The sequence below is a fragment of the Massilia eurypsychrophila genome (genome assembly GCF_002760655.1).
GTDB lineage: Bacteria > Pseudomonadota > Gammaproteobacteria > Burkholderiales > Burkholderiaceae_D > JAFCUW01.
On the sequence record NZ_PDOC01000002.1, the window covers coordinates 1 to 22,005 of the forward strand.

General features: G+C 63.3%; 19 protein-coding genes, 1 tRNA gene and 1 pseudogene. 4 read left to right on the plus strand and 17 right to left on the minus strand.

The genetic code is table 11. The features are described from left to right. Positions 1-98: 98 nt before the first annotated feature. The 10 genes and pseudogenes from CR105_RS02785 to ybiB form a co-directional block, all read right to left on the minus strand. Positions 99-932: a hypothetical protein gene (locus tag CR105_RS02785; protein WP_099786929.1), complete on the minus strand. Its 834-nt coding sequence runs from the start codon at positions 930-932 to the stop codon at positions 99-101. A 172-nt stretch (positions 933-1,104) separates the two neighbouring features. After that, a tRNA-Ile gene (locus CR105_RS02790) sits at positions 1,105-1,183 on the minus strand. Positions 1,184-1,284: 101 nt separating this feature from the next. Next, a complete protein-coding gene (rpoD, locus tag CR105_RS02795) occupies positions 1,285-3,489 on the minus strand; it encodes an RNA polymerase sigma factor RpoD (protein ID WP_099787418.1) in 2,205 nt (734 codons plus the stop codon). 489 nt (positions 3,490-3,978) lie between these two features. Beyond that, entirely contained in the window at positions 3,979-5,775 is a 1,797-nt protein-coding gene (gene dnaG, locus CR105_RS02800) for a DNA primase (protein ID WP_099786930.1), read from the minus strand. 139 nt (positions 5,776-5,914) lie between these two features. Further along, entirely contained in the window at positions 5,915-6,364 is a 450-nt protein-coding gene (locus CR105_RS02805; protein WP_099786931.1) for a GatB/YqeY domain-containing protein, read from the minus strand. A 124-nt stretch (positions 6,365-6,488) separates the two neighbouring features. Further along, positions 6,489-6,701 carry a 30S ribosomal protein S21 gene (gene rpsU / locus CR105_RS02810; protein ID WP_008451879.1) on the minus strand — a complete coding sequence of 71 codons (213 nt, stop codon included), beginning with the start codon at positions 6,699-6,701 and terminating at the stop codon, positions 6,489-6,491. A 126-nt stretch (positions 6,702-6,827) separates the two neighbouring features. After that, positions 6,828-8,039 carry a BaiN/RdsA family NAD(P)/FAD-dependent oxidoreductase gene (locus CR105_RS02815; RefSeq protein ID WP_099786932.1) on the minus strand — a complete coding sequence of 404 codons (1,212 nt, stop codon included), beginning with the start codon at positions 8,037-8,039 and terminating at the stop codon, positions 6,828-6,830. Beyond that, positions 8,018-8,077 (minus strand): annotated as a pseudogene (locus CR105_RS29430) (hypothetical protein); the annotation flags it as partial. The gene CR105_RS02815 and the pseudogene CR105_RS29430, both read right to left, overlap by 22 nt. Before the next feature lie 19 nt (positions 8,078-8,096). Beyond that, positions 8,097-8,870: a uroporphyrinogen-III C-methyltransferase gene (gene cobA / locus CR105_RS02820; protein ID WP_099786933.1), complete on the minus strand. Its 774-nt coding sequence runs from the start codon at positions 8,868-8,870 to the stop codon at positions 8,097-8,099. Next, positions 8,854-9,843 carry a DNA-binding protein YbiB gene (gene ybiB / locus CR105_RS02825; protein WP_099786934.1) on the minus strand — a complete coding sequence of 330 codons (990 nt, stop codon included), beginning with the start codon at positions 9,841-9,843 and terminating at the stop codon, positions 8,854-8,856. The genes cobA and ybiB overlap by 17 nt, the downstream gene beginning before the upstream one ends. A 111-nt stretch (positions 9,844-9,954) precedes the next feature. Here ybiB and CR105_RS02830 point away from each other — a divergent pair, with 111 nt between their 5' ends. The 3 genes from CR105_RS02830 (at position 9,955) to CR105_RS02840 (ending at position 13,078) form a co-directional block, all read left to right on the plus strand. Next, positions 9,955-11,028 carry a 3-deoxy-7-phosphoheptulonate synthase gene (locus CR105_RS02830; protein ID WP_229413591.1) on the plus strand — a complete coding sequence of 358 codons (1,074 nt, stop codon included), beginning with the start codon at positions 9,955-9,957 and terminating at the stop codon, positions 11,026-11,028. Positions 11,029-11,092: 64 nt separating this feature from the next. Continuing rightward, positions 11,093-12,133, plus strand: a complete 1,041-nt coding sequence (tsaD, locus tag CR105_RS02835) for a tRNA (adenosine(37)-N6)-threonylcarbamoyltransferase complex transferase subunit TsaD (protein ID WP_099786935.1) — start codon at positions 11,093-11,095, stop codon at positions 12,131-12,133. A gap of 102 nt (positions 12,134-12,235) precedes the next feature. Continuing rightward, positions 12,236-13,078 (plus strand): endonuclease/exonuclease/phosphatase family protein, encoded by an 843-nt coding sequence (locus CR105_RS02840; protein ID WP_099786936.1) that lies wholly within the window; start codon positions 12,236-12,238, stop codon positions 13,076-13,078. On the opposite strand, the gene CR105_RS02845 is transcribed toward CR105_RS02840, so the two are convergent. The 6 genes from CR105_RS02845 to metE all read right to left on the minus strand — a co-directional run bounded on the left by CR105_RS02845 (position 13,075) and on the right by metE (position 20,462). Then, positions 13,075-13,881, minus strand: a complete 807-nt coding sequence (locus CR105_RS02845; protein ID WP_099786937.1) for an ABC transporter ATP-binding protein — start codon at positions 13,879-13,881, stop codon at positions 13,075-13,077. The genes CR105_RS02840 and CR105_RS02845 overlap by 4 nt on opposite strands. Before the next feature lies 1 nt (position 13,882). Continuing rightward, the gene (ntrB, locus tag CR105_RS02850; RefSeq protein WP_099787420.1) at positions 13,883-14,788 is read right to left on the minus strand and encodes a nitrate ABC transporter permease; all 906 of its coding nucleotides are present in this window, start codon (positions 14,786-14,788) and stop codon (positions 13,883-13,885) included. Between the two features lie 14 nt (positions 14,789-14,802). Next, the gene (locus CR105_RS02855; RefSeq protein WP_099786938.1) at positions 14,803-16,038 is read right to left on the minus strand and encodes a CmpA/NrtA family ABC transporter substrate-binding protein; all 1,236 of its coding nucleotides are present in this window, start codon (positions 16,036-16,038) and stop codon (positions 14,803-14,805) included. Between the two features lie 242 nt (positions 16,039-16,280). Beyond that, on the minus strand, positions 16,281-16,922 hold the full coding sequence (locus tag CR105_RS02860; protein WP_099786939.1) for a DsbA family oxidoreductase: 642 nt from the start codon (positions 16,920-16,922) through the stop codon (positions 16,281-16,283). 434 nt (positions 16,923-17,356) lie between these two features. Beyond that, complete coding sequence (plsY, locus tag CR105_RS02865) at positions 17,357-17,992, minus strand: glycerol-3-phosphate 1-O-acyltransferase PlsY (protein WP_099786940.1); 636 nt, start codon at positions 17,990-17,992, stop codon at positions 17,357-17,359. 142 nt (positions 17,993-18,134) lie between these two features. Beyond that, on the minus strand, positions 18,135-20,462 hold the full coding sequence (gene metE, locus CR105_RS02870; protein WP_099786941.1) for a 5-methyltetrahydropteroyltriglutamate--homocysteine S-methyltransferase: 2,328 nt from the start codon (positions 20,460-20,462) through the stop codon (positions 18,135-18,137). 96 nt (positions 20,463-20,558) lie between these two features. Between metE and CR105_RS02875 the strand changes: the two genes are divergently transcribed. Then, positions 20,559-21,485 (plus strand): LysR family transcriptional regulator, encoded by a 927-nt coding sequence (locus CR105_RS02875; RefSeq protein ID WP_099786942.1) that lies wholly within the window; start codon positions 20,559-20,561, stop codon positions 21,483-21,485. 3 nt (positions 21,486-21,488) lie between these two features. On the opposite strand, the gene CR105_RS02880 is transcribed toward CR105_RS02875, so the two are convergent. After that, entirely contained in the window at positions 21,489-21,977 is a 489-nt protein-coding gene (locus CR105_RS02880; RefSeq protein ID WP_099787421.1) for an aminoacyl-tRNA deacylase, read from the minus strand. Positions 21,978-22,005: the final 28 nt, after the last annotated feature.

A 22,005-nucleotide genomic window follows, 5' to 3' on the forward strand; every position in this document is an offset into this window, starting at 1 on the left:
CCAGTGTCCGTCGTCCACCTCAATCCGGAAAAGACCATCAGTGATGGCGCCCGAGTAGAGGAAACCGTGCTGCAAAAGAAAGCAGCATAACGACTATATTAGGCGACAACTAGCTTGACGGCCACCGCGAGCAGCGCGGCCGAAACTAACTCAACGCGGCTGAATGCCTTTGTGCTTACCAGGGTCGTAGAAGTTGCGCCATCAAAACCGAGATGCCCTACCGCTTTTTGAACGAGGTTCCAAACATATCTTCCCCGTCCAGGAAATCGACGATCGCCGGCCACGTAGATTTTATTTGACGCAGAGGTGCCAGATGAGAAAAATGACGCAAGCGTCGAGAGCTCAGCTTCAGTTAGCGCGACCGCCGCCCTCTCTTTCCAAGCAGCGTCGTTGGGACGCACAGAGCCAGCTGCAGGTAGGAGTTTGGGGACGTTGATCGCCAACGACGATAGTCGAATATTTAAGTAGCGGTCAAGCGTCATCCACTCGCACGTATCCGCGTCAGTCAACGCTTCGCCCAAGCCAAGTGAGCGGAAGAAATCAATCGGGATCCCCCGATGGATGGTGATCGGCCATACGTCTTGGACTTGGCCCACTGAGAGAAAATCTTCGAAGCACGTTAGACCGGTCAACTCTCTGAGTGCGATGCCCTGCCGCGCGTGTTCGGTATTGTTGTACTCCTCGGCTGCGCTCCCAAACATGAAGTCACGCACGGAACCTAGTTTGTATCGCACTGGCCCTTTCACACCCCACGGCTTCATTGCCGGTGGCGGATTTCCAACCTTGCGGTCTTCATCGAGCTGATCGACAGAGCGAGCAAGGAGCATGGCGACCTGAGCAGCGATAATCCATAAGGCGTCGGAAAGTTTGTCACGGTCAGCCACATGAGCGAAGAGCAGTTCGTTGGGTATCCCGGGCGATCTCTTCGGCATGCCTACTTTCTATAGTTTACTGCCGTCTCAACTAGCCTGCCGAAGAGTCGGTCATCGAAAAGTCCAACCGTTCCAGGGAGCCATAAAGGAGCCATGCCAGAATCCCAGGAACAAAAAATAAAAAGGAGTTGCCAGAAAACGTCAGCAACCCCTTGATTCGATTAACTAATTTTGGTGGGCCTCCCGTGAGTCGAACACGGCACCAACGGATTATGAGTCCGCTGCTCTAACCAAGCATGAGCTAGAGGCCCGAAATCGGTGCGGCGGGAGATGCAGCCATCTCGCCACCGTCCGGACAGTGCCGGAACGAAGTGGCGAGAGGATATTGCCTTTGCCCTTACGCCGTCAAGCCTTAGTTTCCTTCCAGGAAGCTCTTCAGCTTGTCGGAGCGTGAAGGGTGACGCAGCTTGCGCAGCGCCTTCGCTTCGATCTGGCGAATGCGCTCACGCGTGACGTCGAATTGCTTGCCCACTTCTTCCAGCGTGTGGTCGGTCGACATCTCGATGCCGAAGCGCATGCGCAGCACCTTCGCTTCGCGCGGAGTCAGCGAATCGAGCACGTCCTTGACGACGCCGCGCATCGACGCGTGCAAGGCGGCATCCGACGGCGCCAGCGTGTTGTTGTCTTCGATGAAGTCGCCCAGGTGGGAGTCGTCATCGTCGCCGATCGGCGTTTCCATCGAGATCGGCTCTTTGGCGATCTTCATGATCTTGCGGATCTTGTCCTCGGGCATTTCCATCTTGATCGCCAGGGTTGCCGGATCGGGCTCGGCGCCGGTTTCCTGCAAGATCTGACGCGAGATGCGGTTCATCTTGTTGATCGTCTCGATCATGTGCACCGGAATACGGATTGTGCGCGCCTGGTCGGCGATCGAACGCGTGATCGCCTGGCGGATCCACCACGTCGCGTACGTCGAAAACTTGTAGCCGCGGCGGTATTCAAACTTGTCCACCGCCTTCATCAGGCCGATGTTGCCTTCCTGGATCAGGTCGAGAAATTGCAGGCCGCGGTTGGTGTATTTCTTGGCGATCGAAATTACCAGGCGCAGGTTGGCCTCGGTCATTTCGCGCTTGGCCTTGCGCGCCTTCATTTCGCCGGCCGCCATCTGGCGGTTGATGTTGCGCAGGTCCGGCAGCGGCAGCACGACGCGCGCTTGCAGGTCGATCAGGCGCTGCTGCAGTTCCTTGATGGTCGGGATGTTGCGGCCAAGGATGGCGCTGTACGCGTGCCCAGCGTTGACTTCGCCATCGACCCATTCCAGGTTCGTCTCGTTGCCCGGGAATACCTTGATGAAGTGGGCGCGCGGCATGCCGCACTTGTTTACCGCGACGTCGAGGATCTGCTTTTCGATGTGGCGCACTTCGTCGACCTGGCCGCGCAGGGTGTCGCACAGTTTCTCGACGACTTTTGCCGTGAAGCGAATGCCGAGCAGCTCGTTGGAAATGGTTTCCTGCGCCTTGACGTAGGCTTTCGAGTTGTAGCCGTCCTTTTCAAACGCCTTGCGCATCTTGTCGAACTGCACCGAGATGATCTCGAACTTGTCGAGCGCCTGCACTTTCAGCGCTTCGAGTTGCTCCGCCGAGAAACCGGCCGCGCCCGAGGCATTGTTTTCCTCCTCTTCGACTTCTTCCTCTTCGTCGCCTTCTTCGTCTTCTTCGTCGTCATCGGACGGCACCGGCGGCGCCACGACAGCCGGGCCGTCTTCCGAATCGACCATGCCGTCGACGATCTCGTCGATCTTGGTTTCGTCGTTCTGGATGCGGATGGCGGCGGAAATGATCTCGGCAATCGTCACCGGACAGGCGGAAATGGCCTGGATCATGTCCTTCAGGCCGTCTTCGATGCGCTTGGCGATTTCGATCTCGCCTTCGCGGGTCAGCAGCTCGACCGAGCCCATCTCGCGCATGTACATGCGGACCGGGTCGGTGGTGCGGCCAAAGTCGGAGTCGACCGTCGACAGCGCCGCCTCGGCGGCAGCTTCGGCTTCGTCGTCGCTGGTGACGGTGGCAACGTTGTCGGTCAGCAGCAGCGACTCGGCGTCCGGCGCGTGCTCGTAGACGGCGATGCCCATGTCGTTGAAGGTGCCGATGATGCCTTCGATCGCTTCCGGATCGACGATGTTCTCGGGCAGGTGATCGTTGATCTCGGCGTACGTGAGGAAGCCGCGTTCCTTGCCGAACTTGATCAGGGTCTTCAGTTTGTTGCGGCGGCGCTCGAGTTCTTCCTCGCTCGCTTCGGTGTCCGAAGAGAACGCGTCTTTCAGCAACGCTTTTTCCTTGGCCTTGCGGTCCTTCGCCTTGGCCTTGTCGACGGCCTTCAGCTCGGCACGCTCGACGGCGTTGAGGGCGGCCACTTCGTCGTTCTCGGGCTGGAATTCTTTCGGTTTGCGGCCGCGCCGGCCGGGCACCTTCACCGACGGCAAGACGTAGCCGGACGTGTCGATCGCGGCCAGGGTGGCGGCATCGGTGGTCTGGCTGACGGCAGTCGTGCTCGACACAGGAGCGGTCGGCGCGCGCGCTTCGGCCTTGTCTTGCGCTTTGTCTGCTTTGGCGGACATGTTCATTGGCTTTTCAACCACTTGGGATTCGGGTTTCTTGATTGGCACAGGCGCTTTCGATGTCACAACGACTATAGATTAAGTTTGTTGCCGCCCTTTCGGGCCTACGTCTCCTGGCCGGCCCTCGCAGGCCTACCTGGCATTACCGCATTCAACCACCTTTACTGCATCCTGCAGGCACGCTCCACGCTGCCGTTTTCCGCAGCATGTTTCCCTGCAGAACAGCGGCGGTTGGGGGCATAGACCATCTGGCTGCAAAGCGAACTGATGTTCGCCTGATGAGGGCAAACGCCCCGTTCGCAACCCAAGCCGGCCCTGGCCGCCGGCGCCGTCTTGCGCGCCGATCAAGAGCCTGACTGTCGAAGATACTGTGCCCATGCGAATCCACAAAACGCTTTGTAAGAACACAATACTTATCGTTTTATTATAGCACGCACCCCAACTTTTTCCAGTCTCAGCAACCCCTTGAACGAGAGCAACATCCACCCATCAACGGGCGGCTTTCTCCGCATCTTCTTCCGCTTTCAGCTGGTTCTGGATCGCCGTGATTTCGCGGTACCGGATACCTATCTGATCTGAGGTCAGTCCCTTTGAAAACAACTCGTTTAGCTCCCGTTTTAATGCGTCCGCCTTGAGCTGCCTCACAGTGGCGACGAGCCACATTTTGACGCTGTCGACGTCCGATTCCGGCTCGGAAGCGATCTCGGCAATCAGAGAGTCGTATTCCACGCTCGATTCCTTCAGTTGCTGAGACAACGCCGCGAAGCCGCCGTTCGGTCCGAGCGCCTGTCCGGCCGCCACTAACTGCCGCAACCGCTCGGCCGACTCCGGTCCGAAGTGATCAAACGACTGCAACGCTGCGTCGTCGAGCTCCACGCACAGTGGCGGATGGGCCACCAGATGCCGCAAGATCTGCAACTCCAGCCCCACCGGTTGCGGCCGTCCCTGGCGCGGCGGCGCCCGGCGCGCAACCGATACCGGCTTGGCCAGTTCGAATAACGCTTCGATCTCCGCCGGGGTTGACTGGGTGATGCTGGCCAGGCCGCGCACGATCTGCAGGCGCAGCGACGACGGCGCCATCGATTGCAGCAGCGGCTTGGCGTCGAACTGGGCGCGCGCGCGCCCTTCCGGCGTGGAAAGATCGTGCTCGCCGGCCGCTTCGCGCAGCAGAAATTGCGACAGCGGCATCGCCTCGTGGATTTCCTGCTCGAACGCCTCGTAGCCGCGCTCGCGCACGAAGCTGTCCGGGTCATGCTCGCTCGGCAGGAACAGGAACTTGATGGTCTTGTTGTCGGTCACCTGGGGCAGGCACGCTTCGAGCGCGCGGCGGGCAGCCTTGCGGCCGGCGCGGTCGCCGTCGAAGCTGAAGATGACGGTGTCGGTCTGGCGCAACAGTTTTTGCACGTGGGTCGATGTGCAGGCGGTGCCGAGCGTGGCCACCGCTTGCGGAAAGCCCAGCTGCGCCAGCGCCACCACGTCCATGTAGCCCTCGGTCACCAGCACGTAGCCAGCGTCGCGGATCGCCTGGCGCGCTTCGAACAGGCCGTACAGCTCGTAGCCTTTTTGAAACAGCGGCGTTTCCGGCGAGTTCAGGTATTTCGGCTCGCCCTGGTCGAGCACACGCCCACCAAAGCCGATGACCTGGCCTTTGGTGTTGCGGATTGGGAACATGATGCGTTCGCGGAAACGGTCGTAGCGCTTCTTGTTGCTGCCGTCCTCGTCGACCTTGTCGATGACCAGGCCCGACTCCACCAGCGCCAGCGCATCGTAATCGGGGAACACTGCCTTCAGGCTGTCCCAGCCGCTGGGCGCGTAGCCCATGCTGAAGCGAGCGGCCACTTCGCCGGTCAGGCCGCGGTTCTTGAGGTAGGCGATGGCGTTGTCGGCGCCGCGCAACTGGCCGCGGTAAAAATCGCTGGCCTGGGTCATGGCGTCGGTCAAGGCCATCGCCTGGGCCTGGTTGGCCGCGCGCTGCGCCGGCGGAATCTTGTCGTCCGCATCGGGCACGACCATGCCGACGTTTTGCGCCAGGTCTTTTACCGCGTCGACAAAGCCCATGCCGGAGTATTCGATCAGGAAACCGATCGACGTGCCATGCGCGCCGCAGCCGAAGCAGTGGTAGAACTGCTTGGTCGGGCTGACTGTGAAGCTGGGGGATTTTTCGTTGTGGAACGGGCACAGGCCCATGAAGTTGGCGCCGCCCTTTTTCAGCTGGACGTAGCGGCCGACCACGTCGACGATGTCGACCCGGTTGAGCAAATCGGTAATAAATGATTGTGGAATCACGTTGGATGAACAGTCTTTGTCTAAAGTCAGACTATACCGCCCGGACCGCGTCAGGTTGACTTAAAACAACTGATGCGTTGGCCGGGGGGGCAGACCCTTTGAAAGCAACCGGGTCTGCCCCCTGCACCGGGTCTGAACCCTAGGCGCCGGACAGCGCCTTTTTGATCATGGTCGATACCAGACCCATGTCGGTGCCTTTTGGCATTTTCGGCTTGATGATGGCCATTACCTTGCCCATGTCTTGCGGGCCGGCGGCGCCGGAGGCGGCCACCGCGTCGGCGACCGCCGCGCTGATCTCCGCTTCCGACAGGCCAGCCGGCATGTACGCGTCCAGCACGACGAGCTCGGCTTTTTCGATGTCGGCCAGGTCGGGACGGTTGCCCGCCTCGAATTGGGCGATCGAATCCTTGCGCTGCTTGATCATCTTTTCGATGATCGCCAGCGCCTGGTCGTCGGTGACGTCGATGCGCTCGTCGACTTCCTTGCGCTTGATCTCGGCGATGATCAGGCGGATCGTGCCCAGCTTGCCCGCCTCTTTGGCGCGCATCGCCGCTTTCATGTCGTCGGTGATCTGTTCTTTTAAGCTCATGCCATCCTCGTTTCGAAAGCTATAAATAGCAAAACCCGCTGCGGTAAACCGGAGCGGGCCTGCGAAGCATCAGACCATGAATCCGGGCAGGCCATCGCCGTACCGGATCACTGGACCAGCTATCTTAGAATAATTTCTTAGGCAGTTGTTGGCTGCGAATGCGCTTGTAATGACGCTTCACAGCAGCTGCCAGCTTGCGCTTGCGCTCAGCCGTTGGCTTTTCGTAGAACTCGCGTGCGCGCAGTTCTGTCAGCAGACCGGTTTTTTCGATGGTGCGCTTGAAGCGACGCATTGCGACTTCGAACGGCTCGTTTTCTTTAAGGCGAATAGTGGTCATGTAAAAATCAAACCGTTAGATTAGGGGAAGAACGAGATTCTAGCAGCATTTGGCAAGCAGGGGAAGCTTTTCGCCAAGCTGTTTCGACACAGCCACATGCGCGGGGGCCGCTTTTGCCCCGCGACGCTAGGCAATCGCGGTGCCCGCCGCCACCCCTGACGCCCATGCCCACTGGAAGTTGTAGCCGCCCAGCCAGCCGGTGACGTCGACCGCTTCGCCGATGAAATACAGGCCCGGCACCTTGGTTGCCATCATCGTCTGCTGCGACAGTTCGCGCGTGTCGACGCCGCCCAGGGTCACCTCGGCCTTGCGGTAGCCTTCCGAGCCGGCCGGCACGATAGCCCAGCGGTTGATGGCGTCGCCCAGCTTGCGCAGCCTGGCGTCCTGCATGTCCGCCAGGCGCGCGTCCAGCGCGATGCCGTTGGCGTCCAACAAGCCTTCGGCCAGGCGCGTGGGCAGCCATTGCGACAGCACGTTGCCCATCTGCTTCTTGAACGTGCCCTTGCCTTCGATCAGCGTTTCCGCCACATCCATGTCGGGCAGCAGGTTGACGATGATCGGCGTGCCCGGCGTCCAGTAGCTCGAAATTTGCAGGATGGCCGGGCCGGACAGGCCGCGGTGGGTGAACAGCAGGTCCTCGCGGAACTTGCCCTTGAGCGCGGTCTTGCCTTTGCCGGAACTGGTTTCGACCTCGACTTCGAGGGCGATGCCGGCCAGCGGCGCGAACGTTTCCCAGCTCGGGCCGTCGAAGGTCAGCGGCACCAGGCCCGGGCGCGGCTCGATGAGCGCGAGGCCGAACTGGGTGGCGATCTGGTAGCCAAAGTCGGTGGCGCCGATTTTCGGGATCGACAGGCCGCCGGTGGCGATGACGACGTTGTCGGCCATGATGTCGCCGGTGTCGGTCGACAACAGGAAGCCTTCGGGAAATTGCTCGACCGATTCGACCTTGGTCGGCATGCGCCATTCGACGCCTCCCGCGGCGCACTCGGCCTTGAGCATCTGGATGATCTGTTCGGCCGATTCGTCGCAGAACAGCTGGCCGCGGTGTTTCTCGTGGTAGCCGATGCGGTGTTTCTTGACCAGCGCGATGAAGTCACTGGGCGTGTAGCGCGACAGCGCGCTCTTGGCGAAGTGCGGGTTGGCCGACAGAAAATTGGCCGGCGCCGTGTTCACGTTGGTGAAGTTGCAGCGGCCGCCGCCGGAGATGCGGATCTTTTCGGCCAGCTTCTCGGCGTGGTCGATCAGCACGACGCGCTTGCCGCGCTGGGCCGCGACGGCCGCGCACATCATGCCGGCGGCGCCGGCGCCGATCACCGCTACATCAAATTGTTTTGCCATGGTTGCTGCCGATTCCGCTGATCACTTAAAGCGTGATTGTAAACGGAGCGGCAGCAATCAGCCTACAGCTTCGGCCAGCCTGGGGTTGCCGACCACATCGGCGCAGCGCACGACGTCACCGACGACGATGATGCTCGGGCTGCCCAGCCCCGACAGCAACAGGTCGTCGGTCAGCGCCGCCAGCGTGGTCAGCAGATGCGCCTGGCCGCTGCCGGTAGCCGACTGGATCACCGCCACCGGCGTCGTGCCCGCCTTGCCGCCGGCCAGCAGCGCCGCCTGGATCTGCCGGCACCTGGCCACGCCCATATAGATCACCAGGGTCAGCCCGGTCTGGGCCAGCAGGCCCCAGTCCGGCGTGCGCGCGGCGCCGTGCTCATCCTGCCGCTCGTGCCCGGTGACGAAAATCGCGCCCGAGCTCCAGTCGCGGTGCGTCAGCGGCACGCCGATCGCCGATGGCGCCGCCAGCCCGCTGCTGATGCCGTTGACCACTTCAACTTCGACGCCGGAGGCCATCAGGAACGCGCGCTCTTCCCCACCGCGGCCAAAGACGAACGGATCGCCGCCCTTGAGCCGCACGACGCGCCGCCCGGCTTGCGCCTCTGACACCATCAGCCGCTCGATGAACGCCTGCGCCGTCGATTTGCAGCCGCCGCGTTTTCCCACGTGGATCACGCGTGCCGACGCCGGCGCGTGCGCGAGAATGTCCGGATTGACGAGGTCATCGACCAGCAGCACGTCGGCGCCGGCAATCGCCTTCACCGCTTTCAGCGTCAGTTGTTCAGGATCGCCAGGCCCCGCGCCCACCAGCCATACCTTACCTGTGCTCTCCATCATGCCCGCCCGTGTTTGCCTGTAATGACTTTGAAACTAGCAAACACTGTGCCACTTGCGCCGTGATCGAGGCCGGCACCGGCTCCTCGCCCCGTAGCGCGCGGGCAATCCAGGCAGCGGTGGTGGCCGCGTCGCGGTCAGCCGGCGCCTCCGCCAGGTCGTCCGTTGGTGCGTCCCGCTGCACCAGGATGGTGCGCTCGCTGCCATGAAACCAGTCGATCTGCTGGGCGCGGTTGGCGTTGGCGACGGTTTCGCCCTCGGTGCCGCGCATCAGGAAAGCGTCGCCGCGTTCTGGCGGCGCGGCGCCGGTAAAATATTCGCCCAGCATTTCCAGGTACTCGGGATGGGTGTACGACACCAGGCGCAAGGCCGACCCCTGGAACGGCTGCAGAATCTTCACCAGCGTGTGGGTCGAGTTGCGCACGCCCAGCACGCGGCGCAGCGCCAGCAGGCGCGCCATTTTCGGCGCCAGCACCTCGATCGGCATGAAGCTCGGCAGGCGCTGCGCGTGCGCCGCCCGCATGTCGGCCAGGTTGGCGGCGAGCGGCATGCCCATCGCCTCGAGGATTTCGGCGGTGGTCACCCGCCCCGGATCGCGCGTGACGCCGTGCACCAGCACCGGCACGCCCTCGCGCGCCAGCAGCATCGCCAGCAGCGGTGTCAGGTTGGCCATCTTGCGCGCGCCGTTGTAGCTGGGGATCAGCACCGGCGCGTAGTCGCCCTGGGGCGCCGGCAGCAGCTCGAAGGAAGCCTCGGACGCATCGAGGAAGCCGCCGATCTCGTCGACCGATTCGCCCTTGATGCGCATTGCCATCACGACCGCGCCCATTTCGAGGTCGGACACGCGGCCGTCCAGCATGGCCGCGTACAGCGCGCGCGCGTCATCGCGCGACATGCTGCGCGAGCCTTTCTTGCCGCGGCCGATCTCTTTGATCAGGTGAGCGGCGGCGAATTTGTCGTTGGATGTATTCATGGCCAAAGCTTACACCGGCGCGCACTATTTTTTTCGTTTTGGCCGCTGCGCTGCAACAGGCGCCGAATGACGCTAAACTGCTTGCACATAGTCAAGCAGGGAAGCAGAAACATGAAAACCCAGGATATCGAAAACACCAACGTCGAAAATACCAACGTCACCTCGTTCGGGCGGATGCCGTCGCCGGTCGAGCTGCACGCCAAGCTGCCGCTGCGCCCGCGCGCGTTCGACACCGTCATGAAGGGGCGCGAGACGCTGCGCAACATCATCGACCGCAAGGACAAGCGCATGTTCGTGGTGGTGGGGCCCTGTTCGATCCATGATCCGGTGGCCGGCCTCGATTACGCCGCGCGCCTGCTCAAGCTGCAAGAAGAAGTGAAGGACACGATGCTGCTGGTGATGCGCGTGTACTTCGAAAAGCCGCGCACCACCACCGGCTGGAAGGGTTACATCAACGATCCGGACATGGACGATTCGTTCCGCGTCAACGAAGGCATGGAGAAGGCGCGCCAGTTCCTGCTCGACGTGTGCGAGATGGGCCTGCCCACCGCCACCGAGGCGCTCGACCCGATTTCGCCGCAGTACCTGGGCGACCTGATTGCGTGGACCGCGATCGGCGCGCGCACAACCGAGTCGCAGACGCACCGCGAGATGTCGTCCGGCCTGTCGACGCCGGTCGGCTTCAAGAACGGCACCGACGGCGACATCAGCATCGCCATCAACGCCATTTTGTCGTCGGCGCATCCGCACTCCTTCCTCGGCATTAATGGCGAAGGCAGCGTGTCGATCGTGCGCACCAGCGGTAACGCGTACGGCCACGTGGTGCTGCGCGGCGGCGACGGGCGTCCGAATTACGACTCGGTGTCGGTGGCCATTGCCGAGCAGTCACTCCACAAGGCCGGCCTGCCGGCCAACCTGGTGGTCGACTGCTCGCACGCGAACAGCTACAAGAAGCCCGAGCTGCAGCCGCTGGTGATGTCGGACGTGGTGCAGCAGATCCGGCACGGTAACAAGTCGGTGGTCGGCGTGATGATCGAATCGAACATCGTCGGCGGCAACCAGAAGATCCCGGCCGACCTGTCGCAGCTCAAGTACGGCTGCTCGGTGACGGACGGCTGCATCGACTGGGCATCGACCGAAACGATGCTGCGCGCCGCGCACGCGGAGCTGCTGCAGCGGCCGTAAGCATGTCTGCTCGCATGCACCGGTGCTTTACAATGGCACATTGCCCCCTTTGTCTGCACCTTTCATGATTGTTCTCGGCGTCGAATCCTCCTGCGATGAAACCGGCCTTGCGTTGTACGACACGCAACGCGGCCTGCTGTCCCATGCCCTCCACTCGCAAGTGGCGATGCACGAGGAGTACGGCGGCGTGGTGCCGGAGCTGGCCTCGCGCGACCATATCCGGCGCGCCATCCCGCTGCTCGAGCACACGCTCGAACGCGCCGGCATTGCGCTGTCCGAGATCGACGCCATCGCCTACACCCAGGGCCCGGGCCTGGCCGGCGCGTTGCTGGTCGGCTCGTCGATCGCCTGCGCGCTTGGCCTGGCGACCGACAAGCCGGTGCTCGGCGTGCACCACCTCGAAGGCCACCTGCTGTCGCCGCTGCTGGCGGCCGAGCCGCCGCAGTTCCCGTTCATCGCGCTGCTGGTCTCGGGCGGGCATACGCAGCTGATGCGGGTCGACGGCGTCGGCCAGTACACGCTGCTCGGCGAAACGCTCGATGACGCCGCCGGCGAGGCGTTCGACAAGTCGGCCAAGCTGCTCGGCCTCGGCTATCCGGGTGGGCCGGCGATTTCGCGCCTGGCCGAATTTGGCGACCCGACCGCCTACAAGCTGCCGCGCCCGATGCTGCACTCGAAGGATTTCAATTTCAGTTTTTCCGGACTGAAGACGGCGGTGCTGACGGTGGTGAAGAACCACGAAGAAAAAGTCATCGCCAATATCTGCGAACAGGACAAGGCCGATATCGCACGCGGGTTTGTCGATGCGATCGTCGACGTGCTGACGGCCAAATGCGTCAGCGCGATCAAGCACACCGGCTTGAAGCGGCTGGTGATCGCCGGCGGCGTCGGCGCCAATTCGCAGCTGCGCGCGTCGCTCGATGCGGCGGCGGTGGCGAAGAAGTTCAAGGTGTTTTATCCGGAGCTGGAGTTCTGCACCGATAACGGCGCGATGATCGCGTTCGCGGGGGCGATGCGCCTGCAGATCAATCCGGACGCGGCGCAGAAGGATTACTCGTTCAATGTGCGGCCGCGGTGGCCGCTCGACGAAATCAAGGTCGTGTAGTTAGCATCCTAGAACAGATTTTGTAGCCATATCCTACGGTGTTCCCGTCCCCCGCCAAACAATGCCACTATCAGCCGGGTGGAGTTTTTCCGGAGGCGCGGCATGCGGGTTGTCAGCTGGAACATACACTGGGGATGCGGCAAGGATGGCAGGATCAGAATCCACGCCATCATCGACGTGCTGCGCAAACTCAATCCTGACGTGATCTGCCTGCAGGAGGTGGCCTCGAACCACCCCGAGCTCGAAGGCAGCGCCAGCGCAAACCAGTTCAAGCAGCTGGCCGGCGCGTTCGGCGCTTACCATTCGGTGCAGGCGCCGGCCAGCGAAATCTACCGCAACAACCTGCCGCGATTGTTTGGCAATGCGCTGCTTTCCAAATTCCGCATCACCCAGGTGCATCGCCACCTGCTGCCGTGGCCGCCCGATCCGTCCAGCCCGCCGGGCATGCCGCGCGGGATGATCGAGGCGGTCATCGACGCCCCGGGCGGCAAGGTGCGCGTGCTCACCACTCATCTCGAATACTATTCGCTGGCCCAGCGCATCGCGCAGGTGCGCCAGATCAGGTATCTGCACTGGGAAGCGTGCGAGCGCGCCCGCACTTTCGAGCCCGACCCGACGCTCGATGCGCCCTACCAGCTGGGCTTTCGTCCCGGTTCGGCGATCTACTGCGGCGACTTCAACCTCAATCCCGGCTCGCCCGAATACGCGGAGCTGCTCGCGCCCGAAGGCGTCGGGCTGCCGCTGGTGGACGCCTGGAGCGCCACCCATCCCGGCCAGTCGCACATGCCGACCGCCGGCCTGCACGGCTTCGCGTGGCCGGACAAGCCCGATTGCTACGACTACTTCTTCGTCACCGAAGACCTGGCGCCGCGCGTCAACGCCGTCGAGGTGCAGTCGGAGACGATCGCCTCCGACCACCAGCCGATCGTCCTCGACATCAGCTAGGCCGCTTCCTTGTTCGGCCGCGCCTGGCGGTGGTACAAGAACTCCAGCACCCGCGTGCGGTAATCGATGTACAGCGCGTCGTGCGCCAGGGCGACCCGGTCGCGCGGGCGCGCCAGCTTGACGTCGACGATCTCGCCGATCGTCGCCGCCGGCCCGTTGGTCATCATGACGATGCGGTCCGACAGCAGCACCGCTTCGTCGACGTCGTGGGTGACCATCACCACGGTCGATCCGGTCTGCGCGACGATGCGCAGCAGCTCGTCCTGCAAGTGGGCGCGGGTCAGCGCGTCGAGGGCGCCGAACGGCTCGTCCATCAGCAGTACTTTCGGCTCCATCGACAGCGCGCGGGCGATGCCGACGCGCTGCTTCATGCCGCCCGAGATTTCGTTGGGCCGCTTCGACGCCGCCGCCGTCAAGCCCACCAGCGCCAGCGCCGCAGTGGTGCGCTCGCGCAGCCGCGCCTTCGATTCCTTGGCGCCGAACACCCGCTCGACCGCCAGGTGGACGTTTTCGAAGCAGGTCAGCCACGGCAGTAGCGAGTGGTTCTGAAAGACGACGCCGCGCTCGGGCGACGGCCCGGCGATCTCGCGGCCGGCGCAAATCAGCACGCCCTCGGTGGCGGTGGTGAGGCCAGCGATCAGGTTCATCAACGTCGACTTGCCGCAGCCGGAGTGGCCGATCAAGGTGACGAATTCGCCCTGGGCGACCGTCAGGTTGATGTTGGTGAGCGCATGGAAGCTGCCCTTCCTGGTATCGAAGCGCATCTCGGCGCCCTGCACCTCGATGAATTTTTGCGTGCTCATGTCAGGCTCCCGTTTCTTCGTAGGTAAACGACTTGGCCAGTGCGACCAGCGCTTGTTCCAGCAGCAGTCCGACCACGCCGATCACCACGATGGCGATGATGATGTGCGGGACGTTCAGGTTGTTCCACTCGTCCCAGACCCAGAAGCCGATGCCTACGCCGCCGGTCAGCATTTCGGCGGCGACGATCACCAGCCAGGCGGTGCCGATCGCCAGGCGCACGCCGGTCAGCATGTACGGCAGCACCGACGGCAGCAGGATCTTGGTGAAGATCTTCCACTCCGACAGATTGAGCACGCGCGCCACGTTCATGTAATCCTGCGGCACGCGCTGCACGCCGACGGCGGTGTTGATGATCATCGGCCAGATCGAGCAGATGAAGATCGACCAGATCGCGGCCGGGTCGGCGGCCTTGAACACCAGCAGGCCAATCGGCAGCCAGGCCAGCGGCGAGACGGGTTTGAGCAAGCTGATGACCGGGTTGAACATCCCGGCCAGGAACTTGAAGCGCCCGATCATGAAGCCGAGCGGGATGCCGACCGCGGCGGCGAGGCCGAAGCCGACCGCCACGCGCTTGAGCGACGCATAGATATTCCAGCCGATGCCCTGGTCGTTCGGGCCGTTGCTGTAGAACGGATCGGCAAACAGGCGCAGCGCCTCCGCCGCGGTCACCGCGGGCGATGGGAAGTTGGTGTTCTTGACCGAGATGATCTGCCACACCAGCACCAGCAGTGCGACGCCGAGAAACGGCGGCAGCACCTTCAGCAAGATGGCGTTAAAGGCCGATTTACCGCCGCCGATGCGCACGCCCTGGCTGGCCAGGCGCTGGCTGCGGCGCCGCTTTTCAGGCTCCTTCGATAATGGGACGCCGGCGGCGCCGCGTGTTACGGGGTCGAGTACTGCGCTCATGTGCTGCTCCTCCATCAGGCTTTGATCTTGAATGAATCGGCATATGCCTTGGGGTTCTTGCCGTCCCAGATGCCGCCGTCGATCAGCTTGGTGGTGCGCATCGGCGACTTCGGCACGCTCGCCTTGGCCATCGTCGCCGCTTCCTTGTACAGCGCGATCTGGTTGACGGCGGTGGCGGTGGCCAGGTAGTCCGGCTCGCCCTTGAGCAGGCCCCAGCGCTTATGCTGGGTCATGAACCACATGCCGTCGCTCAGGTACGGGAAGTTGACGCTGCCGTCGTTATAGAACTTCATGTAGTTCGGGTCGTCCCAGGTCTTGCCCATGCCGTTCTGGTAGCGGCCGAGGATGCGCTGGTTGATGACGTCGACCGACGTGTTCACGTACGACTTGTCGGCGATGGTGCTGGCCATCTTGGTCTTGTTCGACAGCGACGCGTCGATCCACTTGCTCGCTTCGAGCACCGCGGCGATCAGCGCGCGCGCCGTGTTCGGATTGGTCTTGACCCATTCGGCGGTGGTGCCGAGCGTTTTTTCCGGGTGGTCCTGCCAGATGTCCTGGGTGGTGGCGCCGGTGACGCCGACGCCGTCGACGATGGCGCGGTGCCCCCACGGTTCGCCGACGCAGAAGCCGTCCATGTTGCCGACCCGCATATTGGCCACCATCTGCGGCGGCGGCACGGTGATCACCTTGGCGTCCTTCATCGGATTGATGCCGTAGGTGGCGAGCCAGTAGTACAGCCACATCGCGTGGGTGCCGGTCGGGAAGGTCTGGGCGAAGGTGTATTCGCGCTTGTCGGTGCGCATCAGCTTGGCCAGCGACGGTCCGTCGACGCCGCCCTTGTCCGACACTTTTTTCGACAAGGTGATGGCCTGGCCGTTGTGGTTCAGGTTCATCAGCACCGCCATGTCCTTCTTGGCGCCGCCGATGCCCATCTGCACGCCGTAGATCAGGCCGTACAGCACGTGCGCCGCGTCGAGTTCGCCGTTGACGAGCTTGTCGCGCACGCCGGCCCACGACGACTCCTTCGACAGCACAATCTTGATGCCGTATTTCTTGTCGAAGCCGAGCACTGACGCCATGACGACGGACGCGCAATCGGTGAGCGGGATGAAGCCGACCTTGACTTCCTCTTTTTCGGGCTTGTCGGACCCTGCGGCCCACACTCCCCCGGTGGCCAGGCCGCTGAGGGAAGCGGCGCCCGCTTTCAGGATGGTGCGGCGGTTCAGCGTGGTTTTGGTATCGTTGCTCATCATTTCCTCGTAGCTCGGCTGGCAGAACAGTCGGAGCAAGCGCGGGGCGCCTGCCGTTACCTGTCCATCAGCAAATGGCGTGCCAGCGAGAAAAAGAGGAAATGCACCAGGAATAAGTCGAATCGGCACGGGCCCGCACGGCTTTCGGCACCGTTCTTGTGCAGCGCACCAAAAACGCGCCAAAAATCACATCGGGGTCAGACTGGGGTCGGACCCCGATGATCTGGAACCGCGGTGTTAGCTTATTCCTGGGAGAGAATCTGGCGCAGCGCCTGCTCGAACACTTCGGGCGGCTGGCCGCCGGAGATCAGGTGGCGCTTGTTGATGATGATCGCCGGCACCGAGCTGATGCCCTGGCGCTGGAAGAACTGCTCGGCTTCGCGCACTTCGGCGGCGTACGTGTCGGCAGCGAGGATGCGGGCAGCTTCGGCAGTATTGAGTCCGACCTTGCCGGCCACGCGCACCAGCACCTCGTGCGAGCCTGGGCTGTCGCCGTCGGTGAAGTAGGAGTCGAACAGCGCCATCTTCAGCTCGCGCTGCAAGCCGTGCTCTTCGGCCCAGTGCAGCAGGCGGTGGGCGTCGAAGGTGTTGTAGATGCGGTCGCGCTGGCCGAATTCGAAGCCGAGTTCGGCGCCGCGCGCGCGGATCATCTCGCTGGTCTGGTTGCGTTGCTCGGCGCTGGCGCCGTATTTGCGGGCCAGGTGCTCGCCGATGTCTTCGCCTTCGGCCGCGATGTTCGGGTTCAGCTCGAAAGGCTGGAAATGCAGCTCGGCATCGGCGAGGTCGCCAACGTTGTCGAGCGCCTGCTCGAGCGACTTGAGGCCGATGACGCACCACGGGCACGACACGTCCGACACGAAATCAATCCTGATCTGTTTGCTCACAATGTTTACTCCCTATTTACCAGCCCACTATATTGACCCGAGCGATAGCATTTCAATAGGACAGAACAAAACCGGGTCACACCCGGTTTTTATGGCGCCGCCAATGCAAATCGCAAAATTTAAAACGGGTCTGACCCTGTTTTTGGGGAAACGATCGGCGATAAACCGAATTTAAAACGGGTCTGACCCTGTTTTTGGCGAAATTATCTTTTTGGCGGCGGGGGGCTTGGCGGCGGCAGTGACGTGCTGCCGATGCGGCTTTTCCGCGCCGGCGATGAGGTTGCTGATGTTTAAAATTTAAAACGGGTCTGACCCTGTTTTTGGGGAAACGATCTATCAGAAACCGAATTTAAAACGGGTCTGACCCTGTTTTTGAGGAAACGATCTGTTAGAAACCGAATTTAAAACGGGTCTGACCCTGTTTTTGGGGAAAGTCATTTTTTGGCGGCGGGGGGCTTGGCGGCGGCGGACTTGCTGCCGATGCGGCTTTCCTTGCCGGCGATGAGGTTGCTGATGTTTTTGCTGTGGCGCAGGGCAAGCAGCGCGCACATCGCAACTACCGCGAAGAATTTTTCGTCGATGCCGAACAGCAGGCCGTAGTAGAACGGCGCGAATACCGCCGAGATCAGCGCCGCCAGCGACGAGTAGCGGAACGCGTACGCAATCACCATCCACGTCACCAAGGTCGCCAGGCCCAGCCAGGGATTCAGGCCGATCAGCACGCCCAGCGCGGTGGCGACGCCCTTGCCGCCGACGAAACGGAAAAACACCGGCCACAGGTGGCCAAGAAACACTGCCAGCGCGACCATCGCGATGCCGGCGTCGGTCACGCCATACTGGTCGGCCAGGCGCTCGGCCAGCCACACGGCGAACCAGCCCTTGGCGCCGTCGCCGATCAGGGTGGCGATCGCCGCTTTCTTGTTGCCGCTGCGAAGAACGTTGGTGGCGCCAGGGTTTTTCGAGCCGTAAGTGCGCGGATCGGACAGGCCGAATACGCGGCTCATCACCACCGCGAACGAAATCGAACCGATCAGGTAGGCGGCAATTACAAAAATCAGGGTGGCGGTCATCGTCTCTCTCTTGTTATCGAACCCGGTCTCGGTCGCCGGGCCGGTGAATATACACCATCCCAGGCACCCGGCGAAAGCGGCGCGGACACCCGATCACGATAACAATAGAGCAAAATGGCGGCGGCGACAATCGCCGCCCCAATCAGGGCGCCACGCTGCCCGCTTCGCCGCGCAGCCGATGCGCCGCCGCCACCATGTTGCGCAGCGCCGCCTGCGTTTCCGGCCAGGCGCGCGTCTTCAGGCCGCAATCGGGATTGACCCACAGGTTTGCCGCCGGGATCACTTCGGCCGCCTTCTTCATCAGCCGCACGATCGCGTCGACCGACGGCACCTGCGGCGAGTGGATATCGTACACGCCCGGGCCGATCTCGTTCGGATACCTGAAGCTGCCAAAGCCGCGCAGCAGCTCCATGTCGGAGCGGCTCGTCTCGATGGTGATGACGTCCGCATCCATCGCCGCGATCTCCGGCAGGATGTCGTTGAACTCGGCGTAGCACATGTGCGTGTGCACCTGGGTGTCGTCGGCCACGCCGCTGGCGGCGATGCGAAACGCGCGCCCCGACCACTGCAGGTAGTCGTTCCAGCGCACGCGGCGCAGCGGCAGCCCTTCGCGGATCGCCGGCTCGTCGATCTGGACGATGCCGATGCCGGCCGCCTCCAGGTCGAGCACCTCGTCGCGGATCGCCAGCGCGATCTGCTGCGCGGTCGCCGAGCGGGCCTGGTCGTCGCGCACGAACGACCATTGCAAGATCGTGACCGGGCCGGTCAGCATGCCCTTCATCGGCCGCGAAGTCAGGCTTTGCGCATACGCGGTCCAGCGCACCGTCATCGCCGCCGGCCGCGAGACGTCGCCAAACAGCACCGGCGGCTTGACGCAGCGCGAGCCGTACGACTGCACCCAGCCGTTCGCGGTAAACGCGAAGCCGTCGAGCTGCTCGCCGAAATACTCGACCATGTCGTTGCGCTCGGCCTCGCCGTGCACCAACACGTCGATGCCGAGTTCTTCCTGCTGGCGCACGGCGTGGGCGATCTCGGCGCGCATCGCCAGCTCATACGCGTCGTCGCTCAGCTCCTTGCGCTTGTAGGCGGCGCGGGCGGCGCGGATCGCCGCGGTCTGCGGGAACGAGCCGATCGTCGTGGTCGGAAACAGCGGCAGAGCCAGGCGCGCCTGCTGCCCGGCGCGACGCGCGCCAAAGCTGCTGTTGCGGCGGTCGATGCCGGGCGCAAGCTGGGCGGCGCGCTGCGTCACCACCGGGTTGGTCACGCGCGGGCTGGCAGCGCGCGCGGCAATGGCGCTGCGCGCTGCCAGCAGTTCGACGGCCACGCTGTCTTCGCCGTCGTTGATGGCGCGCTGCAGGATGCGCAGCTCGGCCAGCTTGTCGGCGGCGCCGGCCAGCCAGCTGCGCAGTTCGTCGTCGATGGCGGCGTCGTCCGACAGGCTCAGCGGCACGTGCAGCAGCGAGCACGACGGCGCGATCCACAGCTGCTGGCCGCGCCGCGCGACCACCGGCGCCAGCAGGCGCAGCGCCTTGTCGAGGTCGGCGCGCCAGATGTTGCGACCGTCGAGGACGCCGAGCGACAGCACCTTGTGCGGCGGCAGCCAGTCGAGCACCGACAGCAGCTCTTCGCCGGCGCGCACGAGGTCGATGTGCAGGCCGGCAACCGGCAGCTTGCACGCCAGGCTCAGATGCTCCTGCAGCGGCGAAAAATAGGTCGCCAGCATTATCGGCAGCTGCGCCGTGTTGAGCATGTGATAGGTGCGCTCGAACGCCAGCGCCCATTCGCCCGGCAGGTCGAGGCCGAGGATCGGCTCGTCGATCTGCACCCATCCGGCGCCGGCCGCTTTCAGCTGGCTCAGCAGGGCGATATAGGCCGGCAGCAACTGGTCGAGCAGCGCCAGCTTGTCGAAGCCGGCCGTGCGTGATTTGCCCAGCCACAGAAAGGTCAGCGGGCCGAGCAGCACCGGCTTGACGCGGTGGCCCATCGCCGTCGCTTCCGCCACTTCACCCAGCAGGCGCGCCGACGCCAAGCTGAAGCGGGTGGCGTCGTCGAACTCCGGCACCAGGTAGTGGTAATTGGTATCGAACCATTTGGTCATTTCCAGCGCCGGCTTGCCGACGCCATGCGCGTGGTGGCAGGCATCTTCGTGCTGGCTTTCGCTGGCAACGCCGCGCGCCAGCGTGAAATAGCGGGCCAGCGCGGATTCGGCGCCGCTAAAACCGAACCTGGCCGGCTCGCAGCCGAACAGCTGGATGTGATTGGCAACGTGATCGTAAAAGGCAAAGTCGCCCACCGTCACGCAATCGAGCCCGGCATCGCGCTGCTGCGCCCAGTGGCGCCGACGCAGCATGGCGCCGCACTCCTCGAGCTCCTGCTCGCTGATTTCGTCGCGCCAGTGGCGCTCGAGGGCGAACTTGAGCTCGCGTTGCAGGCCCATGCGTGGGAACCCGAGTATATGAGACTTAATCATGTTCGCTTCTATTTTGTATGAATAATGGTTATGATGATCACCGCCCGTCAGCCAGAATTCAAACGAAATTTTTTGCAGCTCACCTGAAAATAATTCATGACCCATTCCCTGCTTGAACTGCGCCACCTGCGCACCCTTGTCGCGCTGAAGCAATCGGGCACCATCTCTCGCGCGGCGCAATTGCTCAACGTGACCCAGTCGGCGCTGTCGCACCAGGTCAAGATCCTCGAGGAGCAATACCAGGCCAGCCTGTTCGAGCGCAAGTCGAGCCCGATCGTGTTCACCGCGGCCGGCCAGCGCCTGCTCGACCTCGCGACGCGCGTGCTGCCGGCGGTGGAGACGGCCGAACGCGACCTGGCGCGGCTGGCCGGCCACGGCTCGGGCAAGCTGCGCATCGCGGTCGAATGCCATACCTGTTTCGACTGGCTGATGCCGTCGATGGACGCGCTGCGCGAACGCTGGCCACAGGTCGAGCAGGACATCATCTCGGGGTTCCAGGCCGATCCGGTCGGCCTGCTGCACCAGGACCGCGCCGAGCTGGCCATCGTCTCCGACATCGACGAGGACGAGACCGACATGGTGTTCCACCCGCTGTTCGAATTCGAAATGGTGGCGCTGCTGCCGCTGAACCACCCCTACCTGGCCAAGCCGTACCTGGAAGCGGGCGACTTTGCCGGCCAGGCCTTGATTACCTATCCGGTGCCGGACGACATGCTCGACCTGGTACGCCAGGTACTGAAACCTGCCGGCATCGAGCCGCCGCGCCGCACCACCGAGCTGACGGTCGGCATGCTGCAGCTGGTGGCAAGCGGACGCGGCTTTGCGGCGCTGCCGCTGTGGGCGGTCAACGGCTATCTCGAACGCGGTTATGTGGCGCGCCAGCGCATCGGCCCCGACGGCCTGACCGGCCGGCTGTACGCGGTGATCCCGAAACACTTGGCCGGCAACGCCTACCTGGCCGACTTCGTGCAGGTGATGCGCGAGACGTCGTTGCTGTCTTTCCCCGGCATCAAGCTGATGTAACGATTAGGGCAGCGCGACCTCGACCGCGATCGGCGCCAGCAGGCGCAGCAACTCGGCCGGATCCATGCCGACCAGGTAGCCGCGGCGCCCGCCGTTGATGTAGATGCGCGCCAGGTCGAAAATCGTTTTCTCGACATACACCGGCATCGCCTTGCGCGTGCCGAACGGGCTGGTGCCGCCGACCAGGAAACCGGTATGGCGGTTCGCCACGTCCGGCTTGCACGGCTCGACCGACTTGCACGGGATCGCGCGCGCCAGGTTCTTGGTCGACACGGTGCAGTCGCCATGCATCAGCACCAGCAGCGGGCGCGCCGCCTCGTCCTGCATCACCAGGGTCTTGACGACCGCGTGCTCGTCGACGCCGAGCTCGCGCGCCGACACCGCGGTGCCGCCCTTTTCCTCGTACGCATACGGATGTTCGCTGAACGCGACCTGGTGCTTGCGCAGGAATTGGGTCGCGGGTGTTTCGGAAATGTGCTCTTTCTTAGCCATGCGTGATACGCTGTTCATTCATTGGAGG

Excerpts from the sequence above, each read along its gene's own strand:
- CR105_RS02785 (WP_099786929.1), bottom strand. The coding sequence starts at position 932 with ATGCCGAAGAGATCGCCCGGGATACCCAACGAACTGCTCTTCGCTCAT.
- rpoD (WP_099787418.1), bottom strand. The coding sequence starts at position 3,489 with ATGTCCGCCAAAGCAGACAAAGCGCAAGACAAGGCCGAAGCGCGCGCG.
- CR105_RS02805 (WP_099786931.1), bottom strand. The coding sequence starts at position 6,364 with ATGAGCTTAAAAGAACAGATCACCGACGACATGAAAGCGGCGATGCGC.
- rpsU (WP_008451879.1), bottom strand. The coding sequence starts at position 6,701 with ATGACCACTATTCGCCTTAAAGAAAACGAGCCGTTCGAAGTCGCAATG.
- CR105_RS02815 (WP_099786932.1), bottom strand. The coding sequence starts at position 8,039 with ATGGCAAAACAATTTGATGTAGCGGTGATCGGCGCCGGCGCCGCCGGC.
- cobA (WP_099786933.1), bottom strand. The coding sequence starts at position 8,870 with ATGGAGAGCACAGGTAAGGTATGGCTGGTGGGCGCGGGGCCTGGCGAT.
- ybiB (WP_099786934.1), bottom strand. The coding sequence starts at position 9,843 with ATGAATACATCCAACGACAAATTCGCCGCCGCTCACCTGATCAAAGAG.
- CR105_RS02830 (WP_229413591.1), top strand. The coding sequence starts at position 9,955 with ATGAAAACCCAGGATATCGAAAACACCAACGTCGAAAATACCAACGTC.
- tsaD (WP_099786935.1), top strand. The coding sequence starts at position 11,093 with ATGATTGTTCTCGGCGTCGAATCCTCCTGCGATGAAACCGGCCTTGCG.
- CR105_RS02840 (WP_099786936.1), top strand. The coding sequence starts at position 12,236 with ATGCGGGTTGTCAGCTGGAACATACACTGGGGATGCGGCAAGGATGGC.
- CR105_RS02845 (WP_099786937.1), bottom strand. The coding sequence starts at position 13,881 with ATGAGCACGCAAAAATTCATCGAGGTGCAGGGCGCCGAGATGCGCTTC.
- ntrB (WP_099787420.1), bottom strand. The coding sequence starts at position 14,788 with ATGAGCGCAGTACTCGACCCCGTAACACGCGGCGCCGCCGGCGTCCCA.
- CR105_RS02855 (WP_099786938.1), bottom strand. The coding sequence starts at position 16,038 with ATGAGCAACGATACCAAAACCACGCTGAACCGCCGCACCATCCTGAAA.
- plsY (WP_099786940.1), bottom strand. The coding sequence starts at position 17,992 with ATGACCGCCACCCTGATTTTTGTAATTGCCGCCTACCTGATCGGTTCG.
- metE (WP_099786941.1), bottom strand. The coding sequence starts at position 20,462 with ATGATTAAGTCTCATATACTCGGGTTCCCACGCATGGGCCTGCAACGC.
- CR105_RS02875 (WP_099786942.1), top strand. The coding sequence starts at position 20,559 with ATGACCCATTCCCTGCTTGAACTGCGCCACCTGCGCACCCTTGTCGCG.
- CR105_RS02880 (WP_099787421.1), bottom strand. The coding sequence starts at position 21,977 with ATGGCTAAGAAAGAGCACATTTCCGAAACACCCGCGACCCAATTCCTG.